General features: G+C 69.4%; 11 protein-coding genes and 1 other RNA gene. 10 read left to right on the top strand and 2 right to left on the bottom strand.

Annotated features, from left to right (window positions below; all coding sequences use genetic code 11):
• Positions 1–44 precede the first annotated feature (44 nt).
• From ACZ69M_RS41840 to ACZ69M_RS41830, 3 genes are all read left to right on the top strand, one after another.
• Positions 45–1,286: a serine/threonine-protein kinase gene (locus ACZ69M_RS41840; protein ID WP_352048979.1), complete on the top strand. Its 1,242-nt coding sequence runs from the start codon at positions 45–47 to the stop codon at positions 1,284–1,286.
• A 266-nt stretch (positions 1,287–1,552) separates the two neighbouring features.
• Positions 1,553–2,659, top strand: a complete 1,107-nt coding sequence (gene prfB / locus ACZ69M_RS41835) for a peptide chain release factor 2 (RefSeq protein ID WP_470058378.1) — start codon at positions 1,553–1,555, stop codon at positions 2,657–2,659.
• A gap of 314 nt (positions 2,660–2,973) precedes the next feature.
• Positions 2,974–3,588 (top strand): LPXTG cell wall anchor domain-containing protein, encoded by a 615-nt coding sequence (locus ACZ69M_RS41830; protein ID WP_470058376.1) that lies wholly within the window; start codon positions 2,974–2,976, stop codon positions 3,586–3,588.
• Between the two features lie 199 nt (positions 3,589–3,787).
• On the opposite strand, the gene ACZ69M_RS41825 is transcribed toward ACZ69M_RS41830, so the two are convergent.
• The gene (locus ACZ69M_RS41825; protein WP_095854342.1) at positions 3,788–3,979 is read right to left on the bottom strand and encodes a hypothetical protein; all 192 of its coding nucleotides are present in this window, start codon (positions 3,977–3,979) and stop codon (positions 3,788–3,790) included.
• Between the two features lie 392 nt (positions 3,980–4,371).
• Here ACZ69M_RS41825 and ftsE point away from each other — a divergent pair, with 392 nt between their 5' ends.
• From ftsE to ACZ69M_RS41790, 7 genes are all read left to right on the top strand, one after another.
• Entirely contained in the window at positions 4,372–5,061 is a 690-nt protein-coding gene (ftsE, locus tag ACZ69M_RS41820) for a cell division ATP-binding protein FtsE (protein WP_067379910.1), read from the top strand.
• Positions 5,062–5,092: 31 nt separating this feature from the next.
• Positions 5,093–6,010: a permease-like cell division protein FtsX gene (gene ftsX / locus ACZ69M_RS41815; RefSeq protein ID WP_470058375.1), complete on the top strand. Its 918-nt coding sequence runs from the start codon at positions 5,093–5,095 to the stop codon at positions 6,008–6,010.
• Between the two features lie 67 nt (positions 6,011–6,077).
• Positions 6,078–7,244 (top strand): S41 family peptidase, encoded by a 1,167-nt coding sequence (locus ACZ69M_RS41810; RefSeq protein ID WP_470058373.1) that lies wholly within the window; start codon positions 6,078–6,080, stop codon positions 7,242–7,244.
• Positions 7,245–7,313: 69 nt separating this feature from the next.
• Positions 7,314–7,856, top strand: coding sequence for an SsrA-binding protein SmpB (gene smpB / locus ACZ69M_RS41805; RefSeq protein ID WP_054229635.1), 543 nt, complete (start codon positions 7,314–7,316; stop codon positions 7,854–7,856).
• 127 nt (positions 7,857–7,983) lie between these two features.
• Positions 7,984–8,371: a transfer-messenger RNA gene (gene ssrA / locus ACZ69M_RS41800) on the top strand.
• Positions 8,372–8,450: 79 nt separating this feature from the next.
• Positions 8,451–9,272, top strand: coding sequence for a hypothetical protein (locus ACZ69M_RS41795; protein WP_470058371.1), 822 nt, complete (start codon positions 8,451–8,453; stop codon positions 9,270–9,272).
• Positions 9,273–9,350: 78 nt separating this feature from the next.
• Positions 9,351–10,775 carry a hypothetical protein gene (locus tag ACZ69M_RS41790; RefSeq protein WP_470058369.1) on the top strand — a complete coding sequence of 475 codons (1,425 nt, stop codon included), beginning with the start codon at positions 9,351–9,353 and terminating at the stop codon, positions 10,773–10,775.
• A 6-nt stretch (positions 10,776–10,781) separates the two neighbouring features.
• Here the strand turns inward: ACZ69M_RS41790 and ACZ69M_RS41785 are convergent, their stop codons facing one another.
• A complete protein-coding gene (locus ACZ69M_RS41785) occupies positions 10,782–13,724 on the bottom strand; it encodes a glycoside hydrolase family 3 protein (RefSeq protein ID WP_470058367.1) in 2,943 nt (980 codons plus the stop codon).
• Positions 13,725–13,730 lie beyond the last annotated feature (6 nt).

Here is a 13,730-nt window from a genome sequence, read left to right as displayed (position 1 = left end):
CGGACGCGTACTTTTAGCGGCAACACGCGTCAGTAGGAGCAGTCTTGGCACGGAAGATCGGGAGCCGGTACACCGCCCACCAGATTCTGGGGCGGGGCAGCGCCGGCACGGTGTGGCTCGGTGAGGGACCTGAGGGTCCCGTCGCCATCAAGCTGCTGCGCGAGGACCTCGCGTCCGACCAGGAGCTGGTGGGCCGCTTCGTACAGGAGCGCACGGCTCTGCTCGGGCTCGATCACCCGCACGTCGTGGCGGTACGGGACCTCGTCGTCGACGGCAATGACCTCGCGCTCGTCATGGACCTCGTACGGGGCACGGATCTGCGCACCCGGCTCGACCGGGAACGGCGGCTGGCGCCCGAGGCCGCGGTCGCGATCGTGGCCGACGTCGCGGACGGGCTGGCGGCGGCGCACGCGGCCGGGGTCGTGCACCGGGACGTGAAGCCGGAGAACGTGCTGCTGGACATGCAGGGGCCGCTGGGCCCGGGGGGCTCGCACCCCGCGCTGCTCACGGACTTCGGTGTGGCCAAACTCATCGACTCGCCGCGGCGGACCCGGGCCACGAAGATCATCGGGACGCCGGACTATCTCGCGCCCGAGATCATCGAAGGGCTGCCGCCGCGGGCCGCCGTCGACATCTACGCCCTGGCAACCGTCCTGTACGAGCTCCTCGCCGGGTTCACGCCCTTCGGGGGCGGGCATCCCGGGGCGGTGCTGCGGCGGCACGTGACCGAGACGGTCGTACCGCTTCCCGGGATCCCCGAGGAGCTGTGGCAGCTGATCGTGCAGTGCCTGGCCAAGGCGCCGGCGTCGCGGTTGCGGGCCTCCGAGCTGGGGGCGCGGTTGCGGGAGCAGCTGCCGCTGCTGGCAGGGATGCCGCCGCTGGACGTCGACGAACCGGACGGGGAGTCGGCGCAGGACGTCCCCGAGGGGGGCGAGACGGCGGAGCCGACGGAGCCGGCTTCGCGGGTGCGGCGGGGGGCGGTGCCGTTGGTGCCGGGGGCTGCGCCGGACTCCAACCGGGACACGCACACGTCGATGCGGGTGCCGGGGCCGGACGAGCTGGCGGGTGGGGCGCGCGGGACGGCTCGGGCGCCGCGGGCGGCGGGGGCGCCTCGGCCTGGGTCGGCTCGGCACCGGGCGTCGGCGCGGCGGCGTCGGATCACGTTGGGGGTGGCGGGGGCGGTGCTTGTCGCCGCGGTGGGGGTCGGTACGTGGCTGGCCACGTCGGGTGACGACGCGGGGGCGACGCCGCACGACACGAAGAACTCGGCCCCGGCGTCTCCCTGACCTCCACTCCGGCCCGGGGCTCCGCCCCGGACCCCGGTTGTTCGGCCGCGGGTGGGTGGGGGCTGGTCGCGCGGTTCCCCGCGCCCCTGGAGGCTGGGGCTTCGCCCCTGGCCCCCCGGCTGGTGGTTGGTTGGCTGCGGGCCGACGGGGGCTGGTCGCGCGGTTCCCCGCGCCCCTGAGGGGCGGGGCTTCGCCCCTGGCCCCGGGAGGGACCCCCCGTCGGGCGAGGGGCGAGCCTCGCTTGCGGCAGCCGTTACGCTGGAGGCGTGGCAGTCGTCGATGTATCCGAAGAGCTCAAGTCCCTCTCCTCGACCATGGAGTCGATCGAGGCCGTCCTGGACCTCGACAAGCTGAGGGCAGATGTCGCCGTGCTCGAGGAGCAGGCGGCCGCGCCGTCCCTGTGGGACGACCCGGACGAGGCGCAGAAGATCACCAGCAAGCTGAGCCACCTCCAGGCGGAGGTCAGGAAGGCCGAGGCGCTGCGCGGGCGTATCGACGATCTGAGCGTGCTCTTCGAGATGGCCGAGGAGGAGGACGACCCGGACGCCCGTGCCGAGGCCGAGTCCGAGCTCGTCGCCGTCAAGAAGGCGCTGGATGAGATGGAAGTCCGGACGCTGCTCTCCGGGGAGTACGACTCCCGTGAGGCCGTCGTCACCATCCGTGCCGAGGCCGGCGGCGTCGACGCCTCCGACTTCGCCGAGAAGCTCCAGCGCATGTACCTGCGCTGGGCCGAGCGCCACGGGTACAAGACCGAGCTCTACGAGACCTCGTACGCGGAAGAGGCGGGCATCAAGTCCACCACCTTCGCCGTCCACGTCCCGTACGCGTACGGAACGCTCTCCGTGGAGCAGGGCACCCACCGTCTCGTGCGCATCTCGCCGTTCGACAACCAGGGGCGCCGCCAGACGTCCTTCGCGGGTGTCGAGATCCTGCCCGTCGTCGAGCAGACCGATCACATCGAGATCGACGAGTCCGAGCTGCGCGTGGACGTGTACCGGTCGTCCGGCCCCGGCGGCCAGGGCGTGAACACCACCGACTCCGCGGTGCGCCTCACCCACCTCCCCACCGGAATCGTCGTCTCCTGCCAGAACGAGCGGTCGCAGATCCAGAACAAGGCGAGCGCGATGAACGTGCTCCAGGCCAAGCTGCTCGAGCGGCGCCGCCAGGAGGAGCAGGCCAAGATGAACGCCCTGAAGGGCGACGGCGGCAACTCCTGGGGTAACCAGATGCGTTCGTACGTCCTGCACCCCTACCAGATGGTCAAGGACCTGCGGACCGAGTTCGAAGTCGGTAACCCCGAGGCCGTTTTCGGCGGGGAGATCGACGGATTCATCGAGGCCGGAATTCGCTGGCGCAAGCAGCAGGAGAAGTAGTTCGAGGTATCAAGCATCACCTCGATGCCTCTTTGTCGACAAGGTAACTGCCGCCCGTCGGGCGGCAGTTGCCTTTTGTGTGCGGGATTTCTGGGTTTTACGTCACAGTCACATGTCCGCACGGCAGGCAAATGTCACTGATCCGGACATCGCGTACGCAACGACCTTGACGTTGCTGTGAAAACTGGGAAGGGTGACGCGTGGCATGCGTATCTCCGGGGCGCATGTGAACCGGGGGGCTGAGTGAGCCACCTGTGACGCCGTGGCCCCGGGCGCTGCTCCATTGACGATCAGCTACTGGGGGTAGCAAGCAGATGACCAAGAAGACGCGGATCCGCGTGGCACGCATAGCAGCCGGTGTGGTGATCGCCGCCGGTGCTTCGCTGACTGCCGCGGGTGCCGCCTCGGCCTCCGGCTTCGATGTCGGTGTCACGGCTGACGGAGACCCGAGCGCCACCCCGACCGAGACGGTCATTCCCACCGACCCGGCCACCCCGACCGACCCGACGACGGAGCCGGGCACCACGCCCCCGGCGACGCCCACCATCCCGAGCACGCCGACCGACCCGGCCACGCCCACCACCGCGCCGCCGACGGACGAGCCCACCGACCCCACCGAGGACCCCACCGAGCCCACCGACCCGACGGACAGCCCGACGGACGGTTCCGGCACCGGCACCGGTGGCAATGACAGCAACCCCGACGGCGGCGCCAAGCCCGTCGAGCAGGGCAAGGGTTCCTCCGGTCTGACCGACACCGGCGCGAACACCTCGTCCGACACCTCCGCCCAGGGCAAGAACGGGCAGCTGGCCGAGACGGGTGCCGCCGAGACCACGTTCCTGCTGGTCGGCGCCGCCACGATGATCGCGGGCGGTATCGGCTTCCGTCTGCTGCCGCGCCTCGCGAACGGCCGCGGCGCCGCTGCCTGACGCAGCTGAGCGCAGCACGAGAGGGGCCCGGAGCGGACTGCTCCGGGCCCCTCTCGCGTCAAGCACATCAGCGATGCTCGGGATGGTTCACAAAGTGACCGGCCGTCTCGGACGGTGACCATCATGATGAACGCCACGGTGACCACCATGATGACCACCTGAGATGGTGACTGAGGTCACACCGCTGCTCTCGGGAGACTCATACCGTCTGGTGCGCCAGCAGCGCCACCGCCGCGATCAGCACGGCGAGCAGCGCGATCAGCGCCATCGGGTTCAGCCCCGCGAAGGGGCTCTCCTGCTGCAGCCGCTCCCGGTTCGCGCGGCAGACCGGGCAGCGGCCCTCACTGACGGGCGCCGCGCAGTTCGCGCACACCAATCGGTCGTACGTCATGCGCTTGCCCTCCTTGCGCCGTCCTCCGCCGCTTACATAACGCCGCGGGGAACGCAACCGTTCCCCTTCCACTGTGCCAGGTTCCGCGGGAAACGGCGCGGCTCGCCTTATCCTGCCCTGTGCTCCGCGGGTTAGGCAGGGAAACGGGCGCTTCCGCAGGAGCGGGCTGCGTCTGGTTCGCGGCTGCCGGCCGCTGGGGGCCGGGCGCGCGGTTCCCCGCGCCTCTACGGGGTGCCCGTACAAAGGCCCGTACAAAAGGTCCCCACCAAAGACCTGTACAAAAACGCACAAGCCCCGCACAACCCCCGCGCAACCCTGACCGGCGACTGCGCTCGTGCACCCGGTTCGCGTATGGTCACGCTCACCTACCCCCGGCGACCCGTGGTGCATCCGTGATCCGATTCGACAGTGTCTCCAAGGTCTACCCCAAGCAGACCCGCCCCGCTCTCAGGGATGTCACCCTGGAGGTCGAGCGTGGTGAGTTCGTGTTCCTCGTGGGGTCCTCCGGCTCCGGAAAGTCCACCTTCCTGCGGCTGATCCTCCGCGAGGAGCGGACCAGCCAAGGCCAGGTGCACGTCCTGGGCAAGGACCTCGCGCGCCTCTCCAACTGGAAGGTGCCGCAGATGCGCCGCCAGCTGGGGACCGTGTTCCAGGACTTCCGCCTGCTGCCGAACAAGACGGTCTCCGAGAACGTCGCCTTCGCGCAGGAGGTCATCGGCAAGTCCCGCGGAGAGATCCGCAAGTCCGTGCCCCAGGTGCTCGACCTCGTCGGGCTCGGCGGCAAGGAGGACCGGATGCCCGGCGAGCTGTCCGGTGGTGAGCAGCAGCGCGTGGCCATCGCGAGAGCCTTCGTGAACCGGCCCAAGCTCCTCATCGCGGACGAGCCGACCGGCAACCTCGACCCCCAGACCTCCGTCGGCATCATGAAGCTGCTCGACCGCATCAACCGGACGGGCACCACCGTGCTGATGGCGACGCACGACCAGAACATCGTGGACCAGATGCGCAAGCGCGTCATCGAGCTGGAGCAGGGCCGCCTCGTCCGCGACCAGGCGCGCGGCGTCTACGGCTACCAGCACTGACGACGGTCCACGGAAAGGCTTAGCAGACGTCATGCGCCCCCAGTTCGTTCTGTCGGAGATCGGTGTCGGTCTCCGGCGTAATCTGACGATGACCTTCGCGGTCGTCGTCTCGGTCGCCCTCTCCCTCGCCCTGTTCGGCGGTTCGCTGCTGATGAGCGACCAGGTGAGCACCATGAAGGGCTACTGGTACGACAAGGTCAACGTCTCGGTCTTCCTCTGCAACAAGAGCGACGCGGAGTCCGATGCCCACTGCGCCAAGGGGGCCGTGACCACCGAGCAGAAGGACCAGATCCTCGGCGACCTCAAGAAGATGTCCGTCGTCGAGAAGGTCTCGTACGAGTCGGCCGACCAGGCGTACAAGCACTACAAGGAGCAGTTCGGCGACTCCCCGCTGGCCAGCTCCCTCACGCCGGACCAGATGCAGGAGTCCTACCGCATCAAGCTGAAGGACCCGCAGAAGTACCAGGTCATCGCGACCGCCTTCGACGGCCGTGACGGCGTGCAGTCCGTGCAGGACCAGAAGGGCATCCTGGACAACCTCTTCGGGCTGCTCAACGGCATGAACTGGGCCGCGCGCGCGGTGATGGCGATGATGCTCGTCGTCGCCCTGATGCTGATCGTCAACACGGTGCGCGTCTCGGCGTTCAGCCGGCGCAGGGAAACCGGGATCATGCGGCTCGTGGGCGCCTCCGGGTTCTACATCCAGGCGCCGTTCATCATGGAGGCCGCGGTCGCCGGACTGATCGGCGGCGGCGTCGCCTGCGGATTCCTGGTGGTCGCGCGGTACTTCATCATCGATCACGGCCTCGCGCTGTCCCAGAAGCTGAATCTGATCAACTTCATCGGCTGGGACGCCGTGCTCACCAAGCTGCCGCTCATCCTCGCGACGAGTCTGCTGATGCCCGCGCTTGCGGCGTTCTTCGCGTTGCGCAAGTACCTGAAGGTGTGACGCATGCCAAGGGGGCCGTACTGCCAACCGGCGGTACGGCCTCTTGCGTTGTCCTAGACTCACCGCCATGTCAGGCCGAGACCTGTTCTGTCAGCCCCGCCGCGCAGGCCGCGGGGCCGCCCTGACATTGCTTTTCGCGAGCGTCCTCGTCGCGGGGGCCGCGACCGGGTCCTTCGGTGATCCCGACCGGAAATCCCCGTCCCCCTCGGCGCGTTCGACCCCGGCGGCCCACCGCGAGACGGTCACCGACGCCGCCGCCGAGGCGATGGCCGACGGCAAGTCCCCCATGGAGGCCGCCGAGCGGGCCGTCAGCCGCAGCGGGGACCGCTGGGGCGCCGTCTACTCCCAGGGCGAGTACGAGGAGTTCGAGGAGGCCCTCGACGGCCAGTACACGGGCGTGGGGCTGTGGGCCCGGCGCGAGAGTGACGGCCGTATCGAGGTGACCCGGGTGCAGAGCGGCTCGCCCGCGGCCGCCGCCGGGATCCGCACGGGCGACCGGCTGCGCAGCGTCGACGGCGAGAAGGTGGACGGCCGGCCGGTCACCGAGGTCGTCTCGTTACTGCGCGGGGACGCGGACGACGCCGCCGCCGGTACGAAGGTCTCCCTCGGTCTGGAGCGCGGTACACGCGCGTGGAGCGAGACGGTGCGCCGGGCGAGGCTGTCCACGGACTCCCTGACCGTCCGCAAGCTCCCCGGCGACGTCACCGTGATCAAGGTCGCCGCCTTCACCAAGGGCGTCGGTGACGCCGTACGGGCCGCCGTCGAGCAGACCCCCGAGCACGCCGGGATCGTCCTCGACCTGCGCGGCAACTCCGGCGGACTGGTCACCGAGGCCGTCACCGCCGCCTCCGCCTTCCTCGACGGTGGCCTCGTCGCCACCTACGACGTCAACGGCGCGCAGCGCTCCCTGCACGCCGATCCCGGCGGCGACACCACCAGACCCCTGGTCGCGCTCGTCGACGGCGGCACGATGAGCGCGGCCGAACTGCTCACCGGGGCCCTCCAGGACCGCGGCCGTGCGGTCGTCGTGGGCTCCAGGACCTTCGGCAAGGGCTCGATCCAGATGCCGAGCCGGCTGCCCGACGGCTCCGTCGCCGAGCTGACCGTCGGCCACTACCGCACCCCTGCCGGGCACACCGTCGACGGGCGGGGCATCACCCCCGACCTGGAGGTGGACGCGGAGGCCCTGGAGCGGGCGGCGACCGTGCTCAGTGGTCTCGGCGACCCTTCGTAGCCACCGGCTCGGCGCTCTTGTAATCGGCTTTCCCCCGGACCCCCCTGTAGTGCGAAAATGGTCAGCACTATGAGTAAGGGAATGTACGTACCGAAGGAGTCCCAGCCCAAGCAGGGCGGAGGGGCCGCGAAGGCCAAGGACGGCAAGCGCAAGATCGTCGCGCAGAACAAGAAGGCACGGCACGACTACGCGATCATCGACACCTACGAGGCCGGGCTCGTCCTGACCGGCACCGAGGTGAAGTCGCTGCGCCAGGGACGCGCCTCGCTGACCGACGGCTTCGTCCAGATCGACGGGAACGAGGCGTGGCTGCACAACGCGCACATTCCCGAGTACAGCCAGGGCACCTGGACCAACCACACGGTGCGCCGCAAGCGCAAGCTGCTCCTGCACCGCGAGGAGATCGACAAGCTGGCGTCGAAGTCGGAGGAGACGGGTCACACGATCGTGCCCCTCGCCCTGTACTTCAAGGACGGCCGGGCGAAGGCCGAGATCGCGCTCGCCCGCGGCAAGAAGGAGTACGACAAGCGGCAGACCCTGCGTGAGAAGCAGGACCGCCGGGAGTCGGACCGCGCGATCGCGGCGGCGAAGCGGAAGCAGCGGGGCGAGTAGCCGCCGGGAAGCCCCCGGGTGTCCGCCGGGAATACGGTGGCATCGACGTGCGTTGGTCACGTACGATGGGATCTGCACCTCACAACGGGTGCGCAACCCTCTTCGGAGGGGCTTGAAAAAACAACATGGGGATGATCGGTTTCGACAGCGGCTGTCGAAGCAGGGGAAGCGTGTCGAGGAAGCGACAATGATCTCGTTAACCATATGTCGCAACCAATAATCGCCAATTCCAAGAGCGATTCCCAGTCCTTCGCCCTCGCTGCCTAATAACAGCGACTGAAGGACCCTAAATGGGTGTCAGCCCGGGGGTGTTCCCGACCCGGACCCTGGCATAATCTAGGGAACTAAACCATCGAGCCCGGTCACGGGGTTCGATGGGAAATCAAACAGTGACTGGGCCCGTCGGCGACTTGTTCGCGTGATCACCGGGGCCGAGAAAATCGCAGCGAACTGCACACGGAGAAGCCCTGATTCTGCACCGGTGGACGCGGGTTCGATTCCCGCCATCTCCACGATCAGGAGGTCCTCCCGGACCTCCACATCCCATGTGGGCACAGGCCTCGTCGCTTTCGAGCGGCGGGGCCTTTGTCATGCGTGATCATCCAGCTGAAGTACGTGGGCGGCACATATCCTCGCGAGGAACTCATGGCGGAACAACGGGAAGCACGCTTTTTGATCCACGACGAACCCCGGCACCTGCTCGTCCGCGCCGGGGGCGAGCCGTCTCCGGTGTACGAGCCGGAGGATCCCGGGGACCACGAGGACCCCGGCGCCTTCACCCGTAACACCCCGCTGGGCGACGACGGGCTGGTTCTCCCGGCGGACGTGGCGGATGCGCTGCGCTCCTGGTCGTTGTCCCGCCCGGCGGACGGTTTCCCGTCCCGCCGGCACAGGCTGAAGCACGTCGAACGGGGCCTGGAGGTCGCCCAGGCGGTGGCGAGACACCTGGGGCCCGCTTGGGTGGTGCGGTACTGGGACGAGAGGCAGGCCAGGGCGAAGTTCGTGTGCTGGGGATGCGGACGCCTGGACTGGGTCCTCGAGGAACACGGCGAGCCCCCGCACCCGCTCCACATCGTGGTCGAGGGCGAGTTCAAGTGGTACCCGCTCCGCGCGGAGGGATTCGGGGACTTCGCACCGGACGGTCCCGTCGGCAGTCTCCATCTGTCCGAGGAGTTGGTGGCCGATCTGTACGCGTGGGCGAAGAACATCGACACCACGGTGAACCTGGACCTGCGGGACCGGGAGGACGGTAAGTACGACGACGAGTGGGAGCGGCTGTTCCACGAAGGGACGGAGCTGGCGAGACGTGTCGCGCACGAGCTCGGCCCTGCCCGGAAAGTGACCTACAAAGGCCTGGCGAACGGCGGCCTGGCCGCCATGACGTCGGTCACCTGGCAGGGGGACCGGAAGCTGTGAACGTCCGCCGAACACGGCGACCGGTGACGTGCGGTTCGTGTGCGCCGTGAGAGACCTGAAACGCTGGAGGGGACGACTGTGACGGGACGGCAGGAGCCGTACTTCGTGGACTACGACGCGGACTTCGGGCTCAGTGGGCTGACCGAGGCGTTCACGCTCTCACCCGCTCCGGAGAACACCGGCACGGCACTCGGGCTCGTCACGGCGAAGCTCGACGCGTATGACCGTGAGTTTCCCGTGGGCAGCGTCGACCATCTCAGCGCGGATGAGCGGAGCATCCTCGGCTATGACACCAGCCACGACGAGTGGGGGTACGCCGACGAGCTGCGCGACGACGTGCGCGCGCTCGTCGAGTCCTCGCTGCCGGACGAGGCGATCCAGGCCGTGTGGCGGGCGGCCGCCGGAGGCGGGTGGGATCCCGCGGCGCACGGCATGAGCGCCCGTGACTGGCTGCGGCGCATCGACGAGACCTGCGCCGCACGGCCACCCCGGAAAGTCGCCGGGCGGCGCCCGGCACCTTCCTCGTGGTGGGGCGCCTGGCGGCCGGCGGCCGACGAGGTGCGTGACGACGTAGTCGCGGAGATCGCGGAGATCGCGGAAATACGGTCCTGTCGCGAGCCGTCGGCCGGTTCCCTCCCTTCCCCCGACACCCGGTTCCCTTCCCCGGACACCCTGTCGGCCCTCGAAGAGGTGGCCGTCCGCGTGCATCCCGAGCTCGGCTTCCGGCTCTTCCTGCGCGCGCTGAAGGTGCACTCCGTGCGGATCGAAAAGGCGCGGTACGACCGGTTCCAAGCGCTCGCTGAGAGGTTCGGCCACCCCGCTGCGCTCATCGACTCCGGTCTCGACATCGCGTGGCCGCCCATCGACACCGCCCGCCGCGATGCCACCTGGGACTTCGGGTTCTCCCGCCTCGCCGGGCAGGCACATCAGGACTGGCGTGAAAGCCGGGAGGAGATCCGGAAGGCAGCCGAGGGCGACGACATCGGGCAGACCCCGGGCTCCGCGGCGGCCGTCCTCCTGGAGGACGCGCTCCGGCTGCTGCGGTCCGCACTGTCCGACGCCGCGGTCACCGCCCTGTGGGCAGGGGCCGCGGACCAGCCGGGGAGTACCGACGGCCGGGACTGGCTCCGGCTGATCGCGGACGTGTGCCGGGAGCGGCTGAGGGAGGCCGCCCCCGCGTACACACCCGTGGTGGCGCCCGCCCGCACCGAACTCGCCGACACGGTGCTGCGGGAAGTCCGGGAGACGGCGCCCGCGGTGGCGGACAAGACCGCCAGCCGCCACTGGCATCCTGTTCCCGCCACGGACGTCATGGACGCGCTGGAACACGTGGTCACCCGGATCGATCCCGATCTCGGGTTCCGCTTGTTCCTCCGTGTCCTGAACACGCTGTCCGTGCGACTCACGCAGGAGCGGTACGACCGGTACAAGGCGATCGGCGAGCGCTTCGGGTACGGCGAGTACCACGTCTCCGACGTGGATCACCTGATCGAGGCCGGCTGACCCGCCTCAGCGCAGGGTGAACGTGGACAGCCGCACACCCCCGCTCAGCACCAGATACACGCCCGTACGCCCCTTCGCCGCGCCGGTGAGGGCGGTGGTCACCGTCGTGTAGTCGTACGGGGAAGCCGTGCCGCCCGTACGAGCGGTGCCGACGAGCGGGCCGGTCGGTGAGCCCAGCCGGACCTCGACCGTGCCGGACGAACCGGCGACGCGTGCGCTGAACTCGGACACTCCAGAACCCAGTTGGGCGTCCGCGAACTTCAGCCAGGCCCCGTCGGCCGTCGCGCCCACCGCCGTCCCGCGCGCCTTCGACTCGTCGACCAGACGGACGGGGCCGGGGGAGTAGTCATCGAAGTTCTCCGCCCGGGTCACCTTCGTGAGGTCCCGGGGCGGGATCGTCTCACCCCGTACCGTCCATGACGTCCGGGAGCGGATGTCGGAGGACGAGGCGCCGACCAGGACGTCGTACGTGCCGCTCTCCACCACCCACTTCGAGCGGGTGACGTCCCAGTGCGCGAGGTCCTTCGCAGGGACCTTCAGCCGGACCGTCCTCGTCTCGCCGGGCTTCAGGGACACCCTCGCGTACGCCTTCAGTTGCTTCAGGGGCTCCTTGTCCCTCGACGCCCGCTGGTGGGTGTAGAGCTGGACGACCTCGTCGCCCGCCCGCTTGCCCGTGTTCGTGACCGCCACCTCGTAGCCGCCGTCCACCCTCTTCAGCGCGCCGTAGCGGAACGTCGTGTACGACAGGCCGTAGCCGAAGGGATAGAGCGGCCGCCCCTTGAAGTACTGGTAGGTGCGGTCGGACTTGATGATGTCGTAGTCGAGGATCGAGGGGAGGTCCGAGGCCGACCGGTACCAGGTCTGGGTGAGGCGGCCCGCCGGGTTCGTGTCGCCGTAGAGGACGTCGGCGAGCGCGTTGCCCGTCTCCTGGCCCGCGTGGGTGGTCCACAGGAGGGCCGGGACCTCCTTCTGGAGGGTGCCGAGGGTGGTCGGGTAGCTGTTCTCCATGACCACGACCGTCTTCGGGTTCGCCGCGCGCACCGCCCTGACCAGGGCCTCCTGCGACGGGGCCAGGCCCATGTCGGTACGGTCGTGGGCCTCGCGGCCGTTGATGGCGGGCATCGAGCCGACCACGACCACCGCCGTGTCCTTGCCCCGCACCGCGGCCACGGCCTCGTCCACACCGCTGCGGACGACGTCCTTGGAGTAGTGGGCGGCCTCCGACTTCTCGACCAGGCCCAGGGTGCCGTCGGGGCCCGTCGGACCGAGGTAGACCGGGTTCGACCACCAGGACTCGGTGGTCTCGTATCCGGCGTACCGGAGCAGGTACGTGCCGTCGTCCTGCCGCTCCAGCTTGAACTGCTGCTGGACGTACCAACCGTTGGGCTGGACCTGGTCGTTGACGAAGTTCGACCAGTTGTAGCCGACGTACTTGCCGTTGGCGGCCGAACGCAGGGTCACGATGCCGGAGCCCCAGTCGAACGCGTCGAACTGGGCCGCCACCCCTGTCTCGCCGCTCTCCTTCAGGGCCCCGCCGGCCACCGACGCGCCCGCCGTCACGTACTTCCCCGTCGCCGTGTCCCTCAGCGCGATGCGGTCGACGCCCTCGCTGCTCCCCACCGGGGTGCCCAGCTTCGTGGCGATGCCGTCGGCAGGCGTGACCGCGTACGGCAGCGTGCCCGAGTACCAGTCCGTGTAGAGGGTGTCGGCGAGCGGGCCGACCACGGCCACGTTCTTCGCCGAGGCCTTCAGGGGCAGTACGCCGTCGTTCTTGAGCAGGACCGCGCTCTCCGCCGCCGCCTCGCGGGCCAGCTTCTGGTGGGCCGGGCTGTTGATGACCGACCGGTCGATCGAGCCGTACCTGCCGCCGTTCGGGTCGAACTCGCCGAGCCGGACGCGGACGGCGAGGACGTGGGAGACGGCCGTGTCGACGTCCGACTCCTTCAACAGGCCGGTGCTCAGAGCCGACTTGACGGCCGTGGTCGTCGGGGCCGAGTCGCCGTTGTTGTCCGTGAAGCTGTCGATGCCCGCCTTGAGCGCCGCCGCGTCGCCTTCGGCGAGCGTGTCATAGTAGTTCTGGGTGCCGGGGAGCAGGTTGCCCGGGGCGAAGGCGTCGGTGACGTTCAGGAGGTCTCGGGAGGTCCACGTCCGTACGACGTCGTCCAGGTCCGGGTTCACCGTGTCGGGGCGGCCGTTGACCAGGTTGTACGAGGCCATCACTCCCGTCGTCGCGTCCGCCTCGACGGCCGGTCTGAAGGCCGCCTCGTCGTACTCGTGCTGGACGCGTGGGCGCAGGTCGGAGGACGTGGTCGCGCGGTTCACCTCGTTGTTGTTGGCGAGGTAGTGCTTGAGGGTGGGGGCCGTCTTGAGGTGGTCGGGGTCGCCGCCGGTCAGGCCCTCGCCGTACGCCGTGGAGATCGAACCGGTGAGATACGGGTCCTCGGAGTAGCCCTCCTCGTTGCGTCCCCAGCGCGGGTCGCGCAGCAGGTTGACCACGGGTGCCCACAGGTTGAGGCCCCAGCCGTCGGGGCGTTCCTGCTGGAAGCCGCGCGCCTCGTCGCCGACCGCCGAGCCGACCTGCTGGATCAGCGCCGGGTCCCAGGTGGAGGCGAGACCGATCGCCTGCGGGAAGACGGTCGCCCTGCCGAGCCAGGCGACGCCGTGCAGGGCCTCGGTGCCGGTGCGGAAGGACTGGATGCCGAGGCGGGGAATCGCGGGCTCGTACTGGTGGAGGAGGGCGACCTTCTCGTCGAGGGTCAGCCTTCCCAGCAGGTCGTTCACGCGTGCGGTGACGGGGAGGCGGGGGTCGCGGAAGGCGTACGCGGGGTCGTCCGCCCCTGCCGGAACGAGGGCTGTCAGACCGGCGGTCAGCGCCAGCGCCAGGACGAGGGAGGCCCGCTGTCTTCTCCTGCTTCCTCTGTTTCCCTTGCTTCTCTTGCCTTTCCTCATGTCACG

It is taken from the genome of Streptomyces sp. NPDC107454 (assembly GCF_055582885.1).
The sequence above is the reverse complement of the archived record's forward strand: the minus strand, read 5'-3'. Positions and strand labels throughout refer to the sequence as shown.

Coding starts and splice junctions, on each gene's coding strand:
- ACZ69M_RS41830 (WP_470058376.1), top strand. CDS start 2,974: ATGACCAAGAAGACGCGGATCCGCGTGGCACGCATAGCAGCCGGTGTG.
- ACZ69M_RS41825 (WP_095854342.1), bottom strand. CDS start 3,979: ATGACGTACGACCGATTGGTGTGCGCGAACTGCGCGGCGCCCGTCAGT.
- ftsX (WP_470058375.1), top strand. CDS start 5,093: ATGCGCCCCCAGTTCGTTCTGTCGGAGATCGGTGTCGGTCTCCGGCGT.
- ACZ69M_RS41810 (WP_470058373.1), top strand. CDS start 6,078: ATGTCAGGCCGAGACCTGTTCTGTCAGCCCCGCCGCGCAGGCCGCGGG.
- smpB (WP_054229635.1), top strand. CDS start 7,314: ATGAGTAAGGGAATGTACGTACCGAAGGAGTCCCAGCCCAAGCAGGGC.
- ACZ69M_RS41785 (WP_470058367.1), bottom strand. CDS start 13,724: ATGAGGAAAGGCAAGAGAAGCAAGGGAAACAGAGGAAGCAGGAGAAGA.